Source organism: Saprospiraceae bacterium (assembly GCA_016717265.1).
Lineage (GTDB): Bacteria > Bacteroidota > Bacteroidia > Chitinophagales > Saprospiraceae > Vicinibacter.
Genome location: JADKFX010000001.1, coordinates 2,868,583 through 2,887,059 on the forward strand (window position 1 = coordinate 2,868,583; position 18,477 = coordinate 2,887,059).

The 18,477-nt window shown below is 32.8% G+C and carries 15 protein-coding genes and 1 other RNA gene; 6 read left to right on the forward strand and 10 right to left on the reverse strand.

Going from position 1 to position 18,477, the window contains the following annotated elements:
- The first annotated feature begins 103 nt into the window (after positions 1-103).
- The 6 genes from IPO86_11285 to IPO86_11310 all read left to right on the forward strand — a co-directional run bounded on the left by IPO86_11285 (position 104) and on the right by IPO86_11310 (position 5,440).
- On the forward strand, positions 104-502 hold the full coding sequence (locus tag IPO86_11285; GenBank protein MBK9728693.1) for a cytochrome c maturation protein CcmE: 399 nt from the start codon (positions 104-106) through the stop codon (positions 500-502).
- On the forward strand, positions 499-3,324 hold the full coding sequence (ccsA, locus tag IPO86_11290) for a cytochrome c biogenesis protein CcsA (GenBank protein ID MBK9728694.1): 2,826 nt from the start codon (positions 499-501) through the stop codon (positions 3,322-3,324). The genes IPO86_11285 and ccsA overlap by 4 nt, the downstream gene beginning before the upstream one ends.
- Positions 3,314-4,123 (forward strand): DUF2520 domain-containing protein, encoded by an 810-nt coding sequence (locus tag IPO86_11295; GenBank protein ID MBK9728695.1) that lies wholly within the window; start codon positions 3,314-3,316, stop codon positions 4,121-4,123. Before ccsA ends, IPO86_11295 begins: the two co-directional genes overlap by 11 nt.
- Entirely contained in the window at positions 4,092-4,337 is a 246-nt protein-coding gene (locus IPO86_11300) for a hypothetical protein (GenBank protein MBK9728696.1), read from the forward strand. Before IPO86_11295 ends, IPO86_11300 begins: the two co-directional genes overlap by 32 nt.
- Positions 4,338-4,342: 5 nt before the next feature.
- Entirely contained in the window at positions 4,343-4,921 is a 579-nt protein-coding gene (locus IPO86_11305; GenBank protein ID MBK9728697.1) for a hypothetical protein, read from the forward strand.
- A gap of 168 nt (positions 4,922-5,089) precedes the next feature.
- The gene (locus IPO86_11310) at positions 5,090-5,440 is read left to right on the forward strand and encodes a hypothetical protein (GenBank protein MBK9728698.1); all 351 of its coding nucleotides are present in this window, start codon (positions 5,090-5,092) and stop codon (positions 5,438-5,440) included.
- A gap of 265 nt (positions 5,441-5,705) precedes the next feature.
- Here the strand turns inward: IPO86_11310 and ssrA are convergent.
- The 10 genes from ssrA to IPO86_11360 all read right to left on the reverse strand — a co-directional run bounded on the left by ssrA (position 5,706) and on the right by IPO86_11360 (position 18,243).
- Positions 5,706-6,074, reverse strand: a transfer-messenger RNA (tmRNA) gene (ssrA, locus tag IPO86_11315).
- Positions 6,075-6,210: 136 nt separating this feature from the next.
- The gene (locus IPO86_11320; GenBank protein ID MBK9728699.1) at positions 6,211-7,161 is read right to left on the reverse strand and encodes a phosphoribosylaminoimidazolesuccinocarboxamide synthase; all 951 of its coding nucleotides are present in this window, start codon (positions 7,159-7,161) and stop codon (positions 6,211-6,213) included.
- A gap of 52 nt (positions 7,162-7,213) precedes the next feature.
- Complete coding sequence (locus IPO86_11325) at positions 7,214-7,609, reverse strand: hypothetical protein (GenBank protein MBK9728700.1); 396 nt, start codon at positions 7,607-7,609, stop codon at positions 7,214-7,216.
- A gap of 108 nt (positions 7,610-7,717) precedes the next feature.
- Positions 7,718-8,584 carry an RNA polymerase sigma factor RpoD/SigA gene (locus tag IPO86_11330; protein MBK9728701.1) on the reverse strand — a complete coding sequence of 289 codons (867 nt, stop codon included), beginning with the start codon at positions 8,582-8,584 and terminating at the stop codon, positions 7,718-7,720.
- 99 nt (positions 8,585-8,683) lie between these two features.
- Positions 8,684-10,831 carry a polyribonucleotide nucleotidyltransferase gene (gene pnp / locus IPO86_11335; protein MBK9728702.1) on the reverse strand — a complete coding sequence of 716 codons (2,148 nt, stop codon included), beginning with the start codon at positions 10,829-10,831 and terminating at the stop codon, positions 8,684-8,686.
- Between the two features lie 112 nt (positions 10,832-10,943).
- A complete protein-coding gene (gene rpsO / locus IPO86_11340) occupies positions 10,944-11,219 on the reverse strand; it encodes a 30S ribosomal protein S15 (GenBank protein ID MBK9728703.1) in 276 nt (91 codons plus the stop codon).
- A 236-nt stretch (positions 11,220-11,455) separates the two neighbouring features.
- Positions 11,456-12,238 (reverse strand): nucleoside triphosphate pyrophosphohydrolase, encoded by a 783-nt coding sequence (mazG, locus tag IPO86_11345; protein MBK9728704.1) that lies wholly within the window; start codon positions 12,236-12,238, stop codon positions 11,456-11,458.
- 9 nt (positions 12,239-12,247) lie between these two features.
- Positions 12,248-12,829: a GTP cyclohydrolase II gene (gene ribA, locus IPO86_11350; GenBank protein MBK9728705.1), complete on the reverse strand. Its 582-nt coding sequence runs from the start codon at positions 12,827-12,829 to the stop codon at positions 12,248-12,250.
- 368 nt (positions 12,830-13,197) lie between these two features.
- Positions 13,198-16,752, reverse strand: coding sequence for a chromosome segregation protein SMC (gene smc, locus IPO86_11355; protein MBK9728706.1), 3,555 nt, complete (start codon positions 16,750-16,752; stop codon positions 13,198-13,200).
- Between the two features lie 150 nt (positions 16,753-16,902).
- Entirely contained in the window at positions 16,903-18,243 is a 1,341-nt protein-coding gene (locus IPO86_11360; protein ID MBK9728707.1) for an MATE family efflux transporter, read from the reverse strand.
- Positions 18,244-18,477: the final 234 nt, after the last annotated feature.

Below are 18,477 nucleotides of genomic sequence, written 5' to 3' on the forward strand. Positions count from 1 at the left end.
CTAGACTTTGTTTACTTATGATTAACCTGATACCATATGAATTTGATAATCCATAAACACTCAAAACCAGCATATAGATAAACAGATTAACTTTGCCACAGATATGAAAAAATCATTTATTATTGCTTTTGCCTTAATTGGAGTTGCTGTAGCTCTACTAATATCTGCTTCCAAGGATTTTTCAACGTACTCCAGTTTTAGTAAAGCTAAAAAAAATGGTGGTGTAGTAAAAATTGTTGGACAGTTAGCTAAAGAACAGGAAATTTATTATGAACCTGATAAAGATGCTAACTTTTTTAGTTTTTATCTTACGGATAAGGAAGGCCAAACTAAAAAAGTAATTTTAAAAGCTCCAAAACCTCAGGACTTTGAATTATCTGAACAGGTGGTATTAACAGGTACCATGACGGATGATTTATTTATGGCTAAAACAATGCTTTTAAAGTGCCCATCTAAATATAAAGATGAGGAAATTTATATAAAGTCGACTGTTGAATTATGAATACGATTCAATATGTTGGTGAGCACCTTTGGATTCATTATGCTGGACATTTCTTAGTTCTATTAGCATTTTTCAGTGCCCTATTTTCAGTAGTAGCCTTTATTCTTAATTTTAAAAACCTTACTAAAGAATGGGAATCCGCAATAAAAATTGGATTTTATACTCATTGGTTTTCAATTTTAAGTATCCTATTTCTGATTTTTTTCATAATGAGTCGGCACTATTATGAATATCAATATGTTTGGGCACATGTATCTGATGAACTTCCAATGAAATATATCTTGTCAGCTTTCTGGGAAGGTCAGGAAGGAAGTTTTTTATTATGGATATTCTGGAATTGCCTCATAGGATTTTTTTTATTACGGTCGAAAAATAAATTTAATATTTCAAATACCATCATTGTTCTGGCTGTCAATTTCATTTTGACCAGCATGCTTTTAGGTATTTATATTGGAGATTCGAGAATTGGCAGTAGTCCGTTTGTTTTATTACGACATGTTATGGATATTCCGCTATTCAATAATGCTGAATACTTGTCACTGATAAAAGGAAATGGGTTAAACCCTTTACTTCAAAATTATTGGAATATTATTCACCCACCAATTTTATTCCTCGGTTTTTCTTCAACTATTGTTCCTTTTGCCTTTTCGTTATCAGGACTTATTTACAGAGATTATACCTCCTGGTTAAAAGCTGTTTTACCCTGGGCTCTATTTTCAGGATTTATTTTAGGTACTGGTATTTTAATGGGTGGTGCCTGGGCATATGAAGCACTTAGTTTTGGTGGATATTGGGCTTGGGATCCAGTTGAAAATATGTCGTTAGTACCCTGGATTGTATTGATTGCTGGAATTCATACGAATTTAATCGCAAAATCAACACAATATTCTATTACCCCAATGATTGCAACTTATTTGCTTTCATTTTTTATGGTGGTCTATTCTTCATTTTTAACTAGAAGTGGAATACTTGGCGATAGCTCTGCACATGCCTTTACCCAAATGGGCTTAGAATGGCAATTGGTTATATTTTGCACAATTATATTAATTGTTCCATCTGTCTATTTATTTAAAAGAATAGCTGAAATTCCAAGAAAAAATACTGAAGAGCAAATTATGTCCAGAGAATTCTGGATGTTTATTGGTAGTTTGGTTTTACTTTTTAGTGCTCTATTAATTAGTTTTACAACGTCCATTCCAGTATATAATAAAATTCTTGACCTCCTTGGAAATATTACAAATAGTTCATTGGAAAGTTACCATAGAAGTACACCATTAGATCCCGTCGCCCATCATAATCAATATCAAATATGGATTGGAATTTTTATTGGATTTTTGGCATCTGCATCTTTATATTTAAAATATCTAGGTGAACGAAAAGCAAATTTAAATAAAGCGTTTTTGATAAATTTATCGATTTGCTTTATTGGATCCTTAGCACTTAGTTATTTCAATTCATATTCTTTTGAAAATTTAAATTGGAGTCACGCTCTTTTGTTATGGTCTGCCTGGTTTGCAATTGTTTCCTCTTTAGTGTTTTTTATACGAATGTTGAGATTTCAATTTCGATTAGCAGGAACTGTATTATCACATGGCGGATTTGGAATATTACTTTTGGGAATATTATTTACAGGAATCAATAAAAAAATAATTTCTAGCAATCAGTTTGCTCAACAAGGATTAGTAGAAAATTGGTCTGATGATGATATTGCGAAACACTTAACTTTAATTAAGGATCAAAAAATGTTTATGAATGGATATTGGGTTCAATATCTTTCAGATACTTTTATATTAAAAAGTAGAATCTATGAACTTGAATTCTGGAAAGAGGATACTCTAAATAATAAAACGGAAAGCTTCAAATTATATCCAGAAATTCAATACGACAATAAACTAACCAAAGTAGCTGCTTCAAATCCATCTACAAAACACTATATAAACAAGGATGTGTTTTCGTTGATTGCACAAATTCCACAAACCCAAGTTGATGTTGAAACTGCGCAAAAAGCAGAAGACAGTTTAAACTATGAGACCTATTTTTGTAAATTGGGTGATACCTTTTTTACAAAAAAACATGTCGTCGTTTTGAGTGCTATTTTAAATGATTTTGATGCGAAAGATTTTGAATTTAAACCGAATGATCAAAAGTTGCAACTCATTTTTAAGGTAAAAAATCTGGAAGATGATACTGCCAGAACAGCCACTCCCTCAATAGTATTCAGAAATAATTTAGTGTATAGATTTCCGTATCAGATTGATCCGTATCAAATGCGAATTCAAATTCCTGATACTGCATTTAGCACTTTAGTGCCTGAATTTGGCTCACAAAAATTCAATGCTATCGTTTTGAAAAAGGGCAACGAAATAGAAATTGGTGACCAAAAATTTATTAAGCTAATTGGATTTAGTAAAGAAATTGATCCTGATATCTATGTGCCTCAAGAAAATGAAATAGCCATTTCAGCACAATTAGAATATAGAGACCACGAGAAACGTTCTGTTTTGAATCCTATTTATCTAATTAAAGGCAACCAGGTTATTTCACTCCCTGTGAGCGCTGTGTACCCAGGAATTACAATACGGTTTACTAAAATCAACCCTGCAACAGAAGAAATGAGTTTTGATTATGCTGTTCATGCGCCAATTACATCCATTAAAATTCCATTGCAAATTGCTGAAAATGCTTCCAGAAATGATTTTATAGTAATTCAGGTTACTGAGTTTCCATGGATAAATTTAGTTTGGTTTGGCAGTATCGTTATGTTACTTGGTTTGCTATTATCAGCATACTACAAAAGAAATACGACTCGTTTTGAAGTATAAAATTGTATTAATCGGTTCAGGTAATTTAGCTACTTCATTAGGAGTCAAACTATTTGAAAGCGCACAGCAAGTAGTTCAGGTGTATTCAAAGACTTTAGAAAATGCAAAAGGATTAGCAAAGAAACTGCATTGCAATTATACGAATTCATTAAATGAAATTGATACTTCTGCAGATATTTATATAATAGGAATTAAAGATGATAAAATCCATGAAGTTTCAATTGCTTTGAAACAATTTTTAAAGCCGGATAAAATTATAGCCCATACTTCTGGAGTTAATAGTCCGAATTTAATTGATGATTATTTTATAAATCGTTCGTTATTTTATCCATTACAAAGTTTTAGCAAGATTAAAACACTTCTATGGGATGAAATTCCAATTTTTTTAGAAGGAAGCACGTATGCAACAAAGCTTTTGACGGAGGTGGCTCATGGATTATCAAATCAAGTTTTAGAAATGAATGATCAGATCAGGACACATTTACATTTAGCTTCTGTGTTTGCAAATAATTTTTCAAATTTTAATCTTCTGATCGCAGAACGAATTTTAGCAAAATCTAAAGTGCCTTTTACGGTCATTCAAAGTTTAATGAAAGAGACGATTGACAAAGCATTTGCGCTGGGTTCTAAAAGTGCTCAAACCGGACCAGCTAAACGAGGTGACAATTTAACTATTGAAAAGCATATTCGATTATTGGTTACAGAATTTCCAGAATATCGTTCGTTGTATAAAAAATATTCTCAAATCATCCAAAAAGAATTTAAACATGAGAATCCTGGGACAGATTCCACATCCTAATTTAAACATTACCGTTTTTAAATCAAACAACAAATACATTGTCAAATTTGAGATTGGACCCTTCGAACAAAGCTATAAATTTTTAGAAGCAAATAGCATATCAGGATTTGAAGATGTAAGCCGTTTAGTAGATGAAGTATGGCTTAAAGAAATTTTTCATGTTTTTGATCAAATGAATAAGCAATATCAAAGGATCTCTTCAAATATTACTTAAAAATTATGAACACTTTTAAAACACAATTCCAATTCATTGCAGCTAGTTTTATATTCTGGATTTCAGCTTGCGTAGTTGATCCTGTTGACCCCAATGGAAATTTTACTGGACCTAGTGAAATTACTATTGTTATAACTTCTGGAACATTTTCAGGCAAAACCTATAATTTAATTAGCAATTCATCAGGAGATGATCACAATTTTATTATTTCAAATTCGATTAATAAAATTCTTTGTGAGCCAATACAAATAATAGACTCAAATAATCTTAGCGAAGAGAGCTTTATAAACTGGGCTTGGGTTTCAGATTCAATAAAAGGAACCTATGAAGCCATTTTTGCAACAGATCCCTCCGTTTATAAGTCCGGTGACATTCAATTACATTTTAGAAACCTGGATGAACTAAATACGTATATTCCAAAAGGAACACAGATAATCATAGAAGAATTTGGCGGACTTTCTGGAGCAATCATCGGACAATTTGGATTCAGCGCTCCATTAGATTACCGATTAAATGGAATTAACAGGCGAGAAAATGCCAGTTTTGAAATTCATTTTAAAATAAAAAGAGGAGAAAATATTTAATTTTTTACACATTAGGCAGTGATAATCAGTTATTTACATATTTTAACTTGAAAAGAAAATGTAACGCTACAAGAATTGCATATAAATATTATAAAAATCCAAATTATTTTCTGAAACTTTACGCAGCGGTAATTTTTAATTCATTCACTAACAAATTTCTATTTTATCATGAAAAACTTATTTTTATTATTTGCTTTCACTCTTTGTGTTGGTTTTCTAAATGCACAAACTACACCAACTGACACAAAAAAACCAAGCTCTACTACTACTCAAACACCTACTTCTACAAAAACTGTAGATGCTGCAAAACCTGGTGATGCTACTGAAATGACTGATTCTCAATTAAAAGAACACAAATGCACAAAAGCATGTAGAACCGGAAAACATTCCTATGCACATGGTGAAAAAGGGCATACCTGTACAGAAGCTTGTCGCAGACCTAAAACAGATGCTAAACCTAAAACAACTACTAGAACAGATGGCAGAGCAAAAGTTCCTGCTCCAACTCCTCAGAAGTAATTTTGAGAATACATAAAATAAAAAAAGCTCTGCATTTGCAGGGCTTTTTTTATTAAAAGATGAATTTATTTGAGGTGTTAGATCCTGTGATTTAAATATTCAATAATTTGTAAAAAAGTTCTCAATCTTAGATTGAGAACTTTTATCACCAAATAAATATAAATAGCTTTTTAGCAATCAATAGATAAGGAAAATTTTAATCTCCTGTTGATCTTCACTACATTCTGTGTTAAATAAAAAAGGCCCGATTTTGTCGAGCCGTTTAAAGTGGAGCTGGCGGGAGTCGAACCCGCGTCCAGAGAAAGAACAAATGAGCTTTCTACATGCTTAGTTTCATATTTGATTGTCAGGATAAAAGGAGCTTAAGAAACGAGCTTTTTTATCCTTATTCTCTATTTAATCTCGCCTGATAAAAGAGATCATTATCTAGCCAGTCTGAATTTGATGATGTGCTTATCGACTTAGTCAGACATTCAGCCGGAAGCACACAAGCATTCTAATTCCTAGAATTAGGCAGCAAGGGCAAAAGATGTATTGCCATTTAATGTTCGACAACCGTTTTTTACGTAGCGTGTTATCATCCTACGGCATGCTTACTAATCTATTACATTTCCTGTCGATTCCAAGCAACCCCAATAAATTATTTGCAAATAATTTCAATATCAAATTATAAGCTATAAATATTTTTGAATTGAATATCTCTCAGAAAAAGCAGACTTCTTTAAATCTGTAAAATGTATAACACAGGAATCTATAAATTCGTTCCAGGATTAAAAATAATTTGAAAGATTTTGAGCAATCCGGTCCTTTATACGTATTGAGGAATCAGGTTTTATAAAATGCTTTCCGACTAATTTGTCATACAATTCTATGTAGCGTTCTGAAACATGCCACACGAATAAATCGGACATTTCAGGCATTAATTGATCATCCTTACCTTGAAAACCATGTGACATTAGCCATTCTCTTACAAACTCTTTGGATAATTGAATTTGAGGCTGATTTAATTCCAGATTCAATTTATAATTTTCGAGTTCAAAGTACCTTGAACTATCTGGTGTATGAATTTCATCCATCAACATAAGTTCGCCATCATAGATTCCAAACTCATATTTGGTATCCACTAAAATTAAACCTTGATCAGCCGCTAACTTAGTTCCTCTTTTAAATAATTGATGGGAATAATCAATCATTTGATCTAGCTGAGCAGTAGAAATAATATTGAGTTCTTTTAATTGAAGAATGGAAATATCAAGATCATGTCCTTCTGTTGCTTTCGTAGTAGGCGTAATGATTGGCTTTTCAAATTTTTGATTTTCTATCATTCCATCTTCGAGTGCTTCACCACATAAACTTCTAAGACCGCTATTATAAGTGCGCCAGGCATGTCCGGTTAAATATCCTCTGATAACCATTTCAATAGGGATCGCTGAACATTTTTTGCCTATAGAAACATTTGGGTCTGGTGTATTATCAAGCCATACTGGACAAATATCTCGTACCGCATTTAAAAAATGAGAAGCAATTAGATTCAAGACTTGTCCTTTATAAGGAATGGGCCTTGAAAGGATGTGATCAAATGCTGAAATACGGTCTGTAGCAACAATGATTAACTGATCACCGATATCATATACATCCCTAACTTTACCTTGGTACTTATGTTGCTGATTTTTAAAATGAAAATCAGTGGTAACTATTGAATTAGATTCAGGCGAATTCACAAAATCATTTTTTAATTAAAATTCGTATGAGGAGAAAGAGTCTTCTTCCCGTTTAAATATTTTTTACAGAGTTTCTATCTAATAGAATATCTTTTAACTCCTTTAACATTGCATATTCTTGTGGCAGCATCTTCTTAAATGCTTCTTTAAATGCCACATACGCTGAATCTTCTACAACCGGAATCTTGTTTTTTAGAACATCTTTCACAAGAATGATATCTTGCTTGATCAACTGTCGGACCCGGGGCAATTCATGCCAATCAGCTTCGATAGCGATCGTGCGAATTTCCTTAGCGTCTGATCCTTCCAACTCTATAATAGATGAATTTATAGTGGTCATCATGATCTGGTCATTTGAAAGGTCTCCATTTAAGAGGATCCAGTTGCCCTCTATTGAATTTGGCTTTAATAATAATACTTCAAGACCTTTCTCATGAATTCTATACACAATTAGGCGTATCTGATTTCTAACAGTCATACTACAAAGGTACGGCGAGATAAAATGATATCAAAACTTGTAATAAAACGCAAATAGTTTAGATTTGATATTCCTTTTTCAGGAATTAAACGGTTTAATATTATATTGATTAAAATACCTTCTTAACCTCCTGAATGCGTGTTCCTTAACTTGTCGTGTGCGTTCTGAAGACATTCCGTACCGCGCTGCAACTTCTTCAAGACCTTTGGGCATTTCTCCATCTAAGCCATACATCAGACTTAAAATTTCCCGTTCTCTTGGAGACAGATGCACCAAACCAAAGTTCAATTCTTCACTCATCGATTCTTTAATTAAAGCAAGATCTGGGGATTCAGCAGAATTGTCTCCGATCGTATCTATCATTTCGAAACCACCTTCTTGTCCATCTACAGGAGAGTCCAGAGAAACTGTTTTATTTCCTGATTGTAATATAGAATAAACGTCTTCTGGTTTCATTCCAAACAATTCAGAAATTTCTTCCGGACTTGGTTCTCTTTCAAATTCTTGCAAAAAGGATTGATAAATCGTATTGATTTGTTTTTGACTATGATACTTATTATAAGGCAACCGGATCATTCTTGAATTCTCTATGATCGCAGTCAATATTGCTTGTCGAATCCACCAAACTGCAAACGTAATGAATTTAAAACCACGGGTTTCATCAAAACGTTTCGCAGCTTTTAACAATCCTACATTCCCTTCATTTATTAAATCATTTAAGGTAAGTCCGTTATTCTGATATTGTTTTGCAACAGAAACTACAAATCTCAAATTGGATTTAACTAATGTATCAAGAGCTGCTTGATCTCCTGCTTTTATTTTAACGGTTAGCGCTACTTCTTCATCCGGAGAGATGGTTTCAATTTTGGCTATTTCAGATAGGTATCTTTCAAGAGCAACGCTTTCGCGATTTGTGATCTTTTGAGAAATTTTTAATTGTCGCATGTGAAGAGTAGACGCATTGACAAATATAAGTCTCTAAAACAAAAAAAAGTTTCATTATTTAAGAATGAAACTTTTTTATTTATAATTTAGAAGCAAATCCTATTTAAACAAAGGATCCGGTTCGTTTCTTGACATCATAGCTTTTCGGGATAAACGCAATTTTCCAGTTTTCGGATCCAGACCAATTAATTTAATCCTTACAGGATCGCCGACTCTAAAAACATCTTCTACATTGTCTATTCGGGTATGTGATATTTCGCTAACATGCAATAAACCAGATTTATTTTTAAAATCGACAAAAACCCCAAATGGAAAAAGGGATGCCACTTTACCTTCAAATTCATCGCCGATTTGAGGTACAAAGGTTATATTTTGTATCATGGCTAATGCAGCGTCCATTCCTTCTTTATTCGTTCCTGCTACATTAATCACACCTTTATCGCCAACTTCTTCAATATTAATTTTGGTTCCAGTCTTAGCTTGCATTTCCTGAATAATTTTACCACCTGGACCTATGATTGCACCTATAAAACTCTTTTCAATTATGATTTCTACAATTCTTGGAGCATGTGGTTTTAATTCTGGATTTGGAACTGCAATAGTTTCTGCCATCTTATCCAAAATATGAATGCGACCTTGCCGTGCCTGCTCTAAAGCTTCTTCTAATAATTCATAAGATAATCCATCAATTTTCATATCCATTTGTGCTCCACAGATTCCTTTCCGGGTACCGGTTACTTTAAAATCCATATCACCTAGGGCATCTTCATCCCCTAAAATATCAGATAATATTACAGTTTTGCCATTCTCAGAAATCAGACCCATTGCAATACCAGAAATGGGCTGCTTTACTGGAACACCTGCATCCATTAATGCTAATGAAGCAGCACAAACAGTTGCCATTGAAGAAGAACCATTGGATTCCAATATATCAGAAACAATCCGCGTGGTGTATGCAAAATTATCGGGCATAATTTTTTTCAATGACCGTCCAGCAAGATTTGCATGTCCTATCTCTCTTCTTCCAGGCGCTCTCATTGGTTTCGCTTCACCTACTGAAAATCCAGGAAAATTATAATGTAAAATGAATTTTTCATGATACAATAACATTGCATTATCAATCAACATTTCATCATCTTTAGTACCTAAGGTAACTGAAGTTAATGCTTGCGTTTCTCCTCTATTAAAAATAGCGGAACCATGTGTTGCTGGCAAATAATCTATTTCTGTCCAAATAGGCCTTACTTCATTTAGCGCTCTTCCATCCAAGCGTTTTCTACTATCCAAAACTAAATGTCGGATGATATTCTTTTTTAGTTTATCAAAATAACTTGCAATTTTCTTCTTATTATCTGCAACATATTCTGCACCTTTTTCACTAGAAAGTTTTTCAATACATACTTTCAAGATGGAATCAAAACCATTTTTACGAACGTGTTTTTCTAATGCAGATCCAGCGATTTCTTTTATTTTATCTGAAGCTTGAACTTGTAAAAATTGACTTAACTCAAGGTCTTCTTCAATTACTGGCAATTCCCGTTTTACTAACACACTATCACCTAATTGTGCGGATAAATCTAATTGTGCCTGACATTGTACTTTAATTGCTTCATGTCCTATTTTTATAGCTTGAATCAAATCAGATTCACTGCATTCATTACCTTCTCCTTCCACCATCATTAAATTTGTCATGGTAGCAGCTACGATAATATCTAATTCTGCATTAGCAAGTACACTCCGGGATGGATTTACAACAAATGCGCCATCAATTTTAGCTACCCGAACTTCAGAAATTGGCCCTTCCCAATTGATATCAGAACACATCAAAGCAGTGGAAGCTGCTAATCCAGCTAAAGCATCCGGCATGGTTTCAAAATCACCAGAAATTAAATTAATTATAATCTGGGTTTCATTCATAAACCCATCTGCAAAAAGTGGCCGAATGGCTCTATCCACTAATCTTGAAATTAAGACTTCATAATCTGAAAGCTTTGTTTCTCTTCTGAAAAAATTACCCGGTATCTTACCTGCTGCGGCAAATTTTTCCTGATAATCAACAGATAATGGGAAAAAATCCTGACCTTCTTTTGCTTCTTTATTGCAAACAACACTCGCAAAAAGCATGGTATTACCAAGTTTTATCACAGCCGAACCATGTGCTTGTGTTCCTAATTTTCCAGTTTCCAGGATGACCTCTCGTCCATCAGGAAGTTGAAATGAGGTTGAGAAAGGCGTTTTTAAACCCATAACAATTAATCTTAATATGTTAATCAAATAGAGAGTAACTCTTCAGTTCTCTGTAGTCTATAAAAATCCTAATAACGAAAAACCTTAGTAAAGACCCAGTAAAAATACCAGATTACTTTCTCAGGCCTAACTGTTCAAGTATAGCTCTGTAACGACTAAGGTCCTTTTGATGAAGATAATTTAAAAGTTGTTTTCTTTTACTTACCAAATGGAGCAGCGCACGACGGCAAGAATGGTCTTTCCGGTTGGTTTGAAGATGGTCTGATAGACCTTTGATTCTGGTTGTAAATAAAGCGATCTGAGCTTCAGATTTACCGGTGTTTTTTTCAGATCCACCATACTGTTTAAAAAGTCCTTCTTTACTTTCTTTTGTTAAATATGCACTCATTAATTAGAATTATCAAGTTACCAAATGGGATCACTAAGATCTTTATTAGCGGCGCAAATATACTAGAATAATCTGAAAATCAAGTATATTTAAAGGTATTTAAGCATTTTTTCAAACTTTATCCTGAAATATCCTCAAATACCTTTGAAACTTGCCAATAATAATAAAGTATTAATTGTCAATAATTATGAAATGCTGATCACTTTCCAATGTTAATTTCATCCTATATATCTAATTCATTTTATTCCAGTTGCAGATTTTTCTATTAATTTGGCTTTGTTCCACAATGCATCCAGCGCTTCCAAACTCATTTCTGTTAATGGTTTATCTGCTTGATTTTCAATATATTGAAATCTAGATCTAAATTTTTGATTAACTTTATCCAAAGCAGTTTCCGGATCAATATTTAAAAATCTTGCATAATTAATTAAAGCAAAAAATACATCCCCTAACTCACCTTCAATTTCTTGAATTGACATGTTTTGATCAATTGCTTCTTTTAATTCTCCCATTTCTTCATTGACTTTATCCCAAACTTGTGAAATATGATCCCATTCAAATCCAACTTGTTTTGCTTTATCCTGCATTCTAAATGCTTTAACCATAGCAGGCATGGAATCCGGAACTCCCGCTAATAAACTTTTCTTGCCTTCTTGTTGCTTGAGCTTTTCCCAATTCTGCTTTACCTGCTCTTCATTATCTAGTTTCAGATCACCATAGATATGAGGATGCCTGTGTATAAGTTTTTGACTAATCGATTCAATGACTTCTTGTAAAGTAAACCAATTTTCCTCTTTGGCAATTCTCGCATAAAACAAAATATGAAGCAATAAATCACCTAGTTCCTCCTTAATTCCTGGTGGATTTTCTTTTAAAATTGCATCCGTTAATTCATAACATTCTTCAATTGTCAACGATCGCAGACTATGAATCGTTTGCTTTTTGTCCCAAGGGCAACCATCTCTAAGCTCATCCATGATTTCGACAAGTCGAAGAAAAGCATTTGAAAGTGTAGTCATATGAATTTATTAAGGTAGTAAATGTCCCAGTTTCTCTCGCTTTGTTCTGAGGTAATCTTGATTAAACTCATTTTCACCAACAATAATCGGAATTCTTTCCACAACAGCAATTCCCGATTTTACCAATGCATCTACTTTCTTAGGATTATTCGTTAAAAGTCGAACTGATTTAATACCGAAACTTTTTAATATAGAGATCGCTTCATCATAATTACGCAGGTCTGGCTTAAATCCAAGAGCCTCATTTGCTTGTACGGTATCCAACCCAAGATCTTGTTTATGATATGCTTCAATTTTATGATGAAGTCCAATACCTCTACCCTCTTGTCTCAAATACACTAATAGCCCTCCCTCTTTTGATATTAAAGTAAGGCTTTGGTTTAATTGAAACCCACAATCACAGCGCAAGGAGCCAAACACGTCTCCCGTAAGGCATTCAGAATGAAGTCGAAGCAATGGAAATTGTAATTTTGCTAGATCCCCAGAAATTAATACTAAAGCTGGAGCATATGGATTTATTGGATTTGCAAAGCTATGAATTTCAAATCCACCATAGACGGTAGGTAATAATGCTTCTATAGATTCAATCATCTTATACTTTCAAATTAACCCTCAAACTCAAAACAACGGTCCTTGGGTGAATGTTGAGTTGAGTTTTGGTTAAAAGGCAAAAATTAAATTCTTCTTACTGAAGAACTCTTTCGTTGCCATAGCATAAGAGCCGTACTAAAAAGCAATACAGCTGTAACTATACAGACTATAAACATTGAAATAATTTGGTTTAACGTAAGCTTGATTCGGGCACAATATCCGAAATATCTTTTTGTAAAAACAAGTTTATTGCAAACTTTTCTTATATATTTTTTCCACCCATGTATTATTAGATCACACTAAGGTATTTTTGCTTTTAATACTGTTAAAAAAATATATTGAATACTAAGATCCAAAACAAAATTTAACTAGTTTGCCATTTCTTCAAGTTCAACCTCATGATCATATTTTCTAAAATCAACGGCTGTAACCGAAGAAACTCCTTGATCTTCCATGTAAACACCATACAATACATCTACATCTGCCATAGTCAATTTATTATGGGTAATAATTATAAATTGAGATTCTTTTGAGAATTTTCGGATAATTCTATTGAATTTTTCGATGTTAATATCATCTAAAGGTGCATCTACTTCATCGAATATACAAAACGGGGCAGGTTTTAATAGATAGAGCGAAAATAATAAAGCAATCGCTGTCAAGGTTTTTTCTCCACCGGACAATTGACTTATTGATTTTGGTCGCTTTCCTTTTGGTTTCGCAATGATATCAATATCGCATTCTAGAGGGTCTGAATCATCCACTAAAACTAAATCACAATCATCATCATCTGTAAACAAACTTCTGAATACTGTTTGAAAATGAACCCGGATCTGATTAAAAGCTTGCAAAAAACCACTTGTCGCAGTCTCTTCAATTTCTTTTATTGTTTCCATTAAACTATCCTGGGCTTTTAGAATATCATCTCTCTGTTCTGTAATTTTATCCAATCTTCCCTTCATTTCTTCATAAGCTTCAAGAGCTAATGGATTTACTTCCCCATAATTATCAATTCTGGTTTTATAATATTGGGACTTTTCTTGAAGTGCTTCCAGATCTAATTCCAAATCCTCTTCACTTGCAATAAATTCATCTAAATTACATAGAAATTCAATCTGAGCTTTTTCATATGCTGATTGTATCTTAAACTTAAATTCTGCTTTTTGATCTTTTATCTGGTTAACGACTGATTGCAACTCAAATATAGCTTTTTGATGAAATTTTGCTTTCACCTCTGCTTCGGAAATTAAATTTCGCATTTCATAGTAATCTGTCTCCATAGTTGACAGGTTAGAATCCATGTTTTTACGAAAATCCAATTTTTCTATCAGCTCTGTTTGATGAATATCGATTGCAATACTTAATTCAGCAATGGATTTCGTTAATTCTATTTTATTAAGTTGGTCCTCATTTGTTTGTTTTAGAATATCATTTAATTGATTTTCCTTATAAACTAAATCCTTTTGAATATTTTCATATTTATTTTGCCATTTTAAAAGCTCCAATTTTGCTTGATTAAAAATATTCGTTACATCTGATAATTCTATTGAAACTCTATTATAATCTTCGTCTGAAGAATGAAGAGATTGCATTAATTGCAACTGTGTCGCTTTTAAATCAGTAATTGAAATATGATTACTTTGTAGTCTATTGGTTAACTGATAAGCCTTTTCTTGATTTTCGGCAATTCTAATTCCGAGGTCACTTTTCAAATCCAGGTAATGCTGCAATTTTGCCTGCAATTGAGCCATTTGCTGCAATATTTCACTTTCCTTCCTTCTGTAACCATCCAGATCTTTTTGACGATCATTCAATTCAAACAAACGAATTTGATTCTTAATTTCAGAAAGTTGTTTCTCATGTTGAATGGATTGAGATTCTAATTTTTGAATCTCCGTCTCCAATTTCTCAAGATTCTTTTTTCGACCTAATTTCTTACCTTCAAATAATCCTACAGATCCACCAGTTATCACTCGATTTGCTTTGACAATAGATCCTGAAACTGAAATAATGGAGATATCATCAGGAAAGCGAATCACATCTTCCAAATGCTGGTCATTTTCAAGAATATAAACATCCTTCAACAGATCATTCATGAGCGGTTGGTATGCTTCTGATACCTCCACAACTGAAAGCGCAGGAATGCAGCCTTCAATTTCTTTAAATGTGGGTCTTGGATTTCTGAATTTATCTAAAATAAAAAAATTAGCTTTTCCTTTAGAATTATTAAATAATAAACGAATCGCTTTTACAGCATCATCCTCATTATATGCTACATAAAAATTTAAATAATGTTCTAAATAAAGTTCAATTGCAGAACGATACTTTTCTTCTGTATAAATAAGATCTGAAAGCACCGGAACATCTTGCCTCCAATTTTGATTTAAAAATTTAATAGACTCTGGAAATCCTTCCATCTTCTCAACCATGCTCTTCAATAAATCAAATTCATTTTTCTTTGCATCGCGTTGACGATAAATACTGGATACCTTATTTGTTACTTCTTCTAATTCTAATTGTACATTTTTTAAAGATGCCAGACGTGTCTCTTCTTCTACTAATACTGTTTGTACATCTTTTTGAATATCTACTAATTTCAATTTAAACGCTTCATTTTGATGATTCACCTGGTGATATTCCTCTAACTTCCCAGCGATTTCATCTTCGCATCTGCTGGAATCAGATTTCAGATTCTCTAATTGATTTTGTTGGATAGCCATTTCCTTTTCCAAATCAAAAATCAGGCTTTCATTTTTCTGTTTGTCTAACTGAAATTGATCGACGCCAGATTTCAGCAAATTAAACTCAGCTTGCTTTGCACTAAAAAAAGATTCTTGCAGCAGGACTTCTTCTTCTGCAATTTTTAAATCCAATTGTGTTTGTGCTAAATCTGTTCTGATCATTGTGATATCAGAATTCAAAAGTTCAATCTTGTTTTTTGCTTGTTGAATATTTTGATCTAAAATTTCAAGTTGATTTGATTGAAAATTTTTCTTTTGCTCATCAATCTGTATGGAACTTTCTAATGTACGAATAGTATCCAAAATTTCATTCACGCGTTTTTGAAAATCAGAAAGACTTTTTTCCTGATCCAAATGCATTTTTTTATTAGATTCTATTTGAGCTTCAATAACAGACATGGAGCTTTCTTCCTGTGTGATTTTTAGAATTTCTTCTTCAATGGTAGACTCCAGACCAGCCAGTTTTTCTTTAAGTGTCTTAACAGATAAAAACTGAACTAAAAGTCCGGCGGATTTATATTTTTCTTTTAATTCATTATACTTTTTTGTACGCTTTGCTTGTTTTTCCAATTCAAGCAAATTAGTATTTATTTCAAAAAGTAAATCCTCAATACGCGCAAGATCTTCTTTTGTAGTTTTTAATTTATTTAAAGTTTCTCGTTTTCTAGCTTTGTATTTCGAAATACCAGCTGCTTGTTCAAACATTTTCCTTCTAGCACTTTCCTTATTAGAAAGCAGGTCTTCAACCATATTAAGCGCGATAATTGCATAAGAATCAGATCCAATACCAGTGTCTAAAAATAAACTGGTAATATCTTTTAGCCTACAAGTCACCCCATTTAAACGATATTCACTATCTCCACTACGATACAATAATCGGGCAATTTCAATATTGTGATATTCTGTTGGAAGTAAATTCTTGGTGTTTTCAAAATTTAGTGAAACTTGAGCTAATGGCGCTTCTTTACGTTTTTTTGTACCATTAAAAATAACATCTGACATTTGCTCCAAACGCAACTCCCGGCCTTTTTGCTCACCCAATACCCATCTAATGGCATCCACAATATTTGATTTTCCAGAACCATTAGGCCCTACAATACCAGTCACTGATTCATTAAAATGAATTATTGTCTCATCAGCAAAGCTCTTAAACCCTTTAATATTGAGGTTTTTTAGTCTCATGCCGCAAAAATATGGATTTCTTTAATATAAAAAATTTATATATAAGTTATGGCCACTTCAGTAAATCATTGATATTCAGTTATATATAATTATTTATACTATCTTTTTAAGCCACTATCAAGACATTACGAATTGATAAAAAAAGATGAATTAAATTTTTAAAAAGTTCCAGGTACCTGAAGTCAGGACTTTATAAGATAAGAAACCTTGAACAAGCCAATACAAAATCTCACCAGACCAAGCTATAGCCAGGCCATTTACTGGATCCTTGACTGCAAAAAAGGCAATAGTCAAATAAGTTGTACAGCCAATTGCTTGAATTGTAAGACCTTTTAATGTTTCTCCTGTGCCACTAACTCCATTACAATACATGGTCGTAATGGAATACACTAATAAAATACAAAGCAAAATCTTAAAATATGGTACAGCGTCTTGAATCAAGGTTACATCATGATAGCCAAGCAGCGGAGCAAGAAATGTCATAGGAAACAATAAAAAAGGGATAGAAATAACTGCAGTTGTTGCAAATGCAATCATAGATGAATGAAACACTAACTTTAAAACCCGTTGATGCCGTTTTTTCCCAATTGTATTACTAACTAAGGTATTAATGCCTGTAGAATATCCCCAACACGGAATTGCCAATACCAAATAAGTTATGCGCAATAAATTTGAAATTGCTAGCTGACGCTCTCCCAACTTTTCAATCATTGAAAAGAATAAAAACCAGGATCCAATGGCCAATAGAGATTGCAACAAAATGGTAAAACTGATTGAATTAATAGTTTTGATCCAAGCAAAATCGAAGTGCGGAATTTTCAAAAGCTTAAAAACGCGAATTTCCTTATCAAAGCACATATAAACAACAAATATGCTCATCGCAATAATTTCAGACAACCCACTCGCAAGACCTGCACCTGCAATACCCATTTCTGGAAAACCAAATTTGCCAAAAACAAATAAATAACCTAATAAAACATTTACACTGCATAAAATGATCGTATCAATGAGAATAAAATTTGTTCGCTTAATCCCGATATATAAAGAAACAAAAGCTAGGCCTACATAAGCGAAAATCAAACCATATATACGTTTATCTAAAAACAGGAGTGATTTCTCTAAAATAATTTCTGATTGAATAAAGACAGATAGTATAGGTCTTGATGCAAAGTACAATGCAAAAAATACAATAAGTCCTAAGAGTAGTTCATAGATAAATATCGCATAAAAATATTTCTTAACAAAATCGAAATTGCGTTCTCCAAATTTACGAGCAATTAGGATCTGTCCACCTTTACTGATTCCAAAAGCAATAGATGATACAACTAAATAAAACACGGAAACAAATCCTGCAGCTGCGAAATCATTAACATCATAATAGTATAAAAACAAACTATCTGTCAACGCGACAATATTTTGCGCAGCACTTCCAATCATCATTGGCAATGATAGCCGGATTACATTTCTAACGTTAAACCAAAACTCGTGCAATGCTTATTTTATTTTGGCTAAAGATAGAAGGAAATATTGAACTAGAAAAACGGACTTAAGTGCAAATCAGACTTAATTGAATGCTATACAAACCATTTGACATCGATAATCTATTTACCTCATACTGCGCAACGAATACATTCGAGATATAATTTTTTAGAATTTACCAATATCTATATTTACAGATATATAACAATTCCATAAACTTAAAAATTAATTTTGGCAAAAAATGAG

Bases quoted from the DNA above. Each gene is read 5' to 3' on its own strand.
- IPO86_11285 (MBK9728693.1), top strand. From the start codon at position 104: ATGAAAAAATCATTTATTATTGCTTTTGCCTTAATTGGAGTTGCTGTA.
- ccsA (MBK9728694.1), top strand. From the start codon at position 499: ATGAATACGATTCAATATGTTGGTGAGCACCTTTGGATTCATTATGCT.
- IPO86_11300 (MBK9728696.1), top strand. From the start codon at position 4,092: ATGAGAATCCTGGGACAGATTCCACATCCTAATTTAAACATTACCGTT.
- IPO86_11305 (MBK9728697.1), top strand. From the start codon at position 4,343: ATGAACACTTTTAAAACACAATTCCAATTCATTGCAGCTAGTTTTATA.
- IPO86_11310 (MBK9728698.1), top strand. From the start codon at position 5,090: ATGAAAAACTTATTTTTATTATTTGCTTTCACTCTTTGTGTTGGTTTT.
- IPO86_11330 (MBK9728701.1), bottom strand. From the start codon at position 8,584: ATGCGACAATTAAAAATTTCTCAAAAGATCACAAATCGCGAAAGCGTT.
- pnp (MBK9728702.1), bottom strand. From the start codon at position 10,831: ATGGGTTTAAAAACGCCTTTCTCAACCTCATTTCAACTTCCTGATGGA.
- rpsO (MBK9728703.1), bottom strand. From the start codon at position 11,219: ATGAGTGCATATTTAACAAAAGAAAGTAAAGAAGGACTTTTTAAACAG.
- mazG (MBK9728704.1), bottom strand. From the start codon at position 12,238: ATGACTACACTTTCAAATGCTTTTCTTCGACTTGTCGAAATCATGGAT.
- ribA (MBK9728705.1), bottom strand. From the start codon at position 12,829: ATGATTGAATCTATAGAAGCATTATTACCTACCGTCTATGGTGGATTT.
- smc (MBK9728706.1), bottom strand. From the start codon at position 16,752: ATGAGACTAAAAAACCTCAATATTAAAGGGTTTAAGAGCTTTGCTGAT.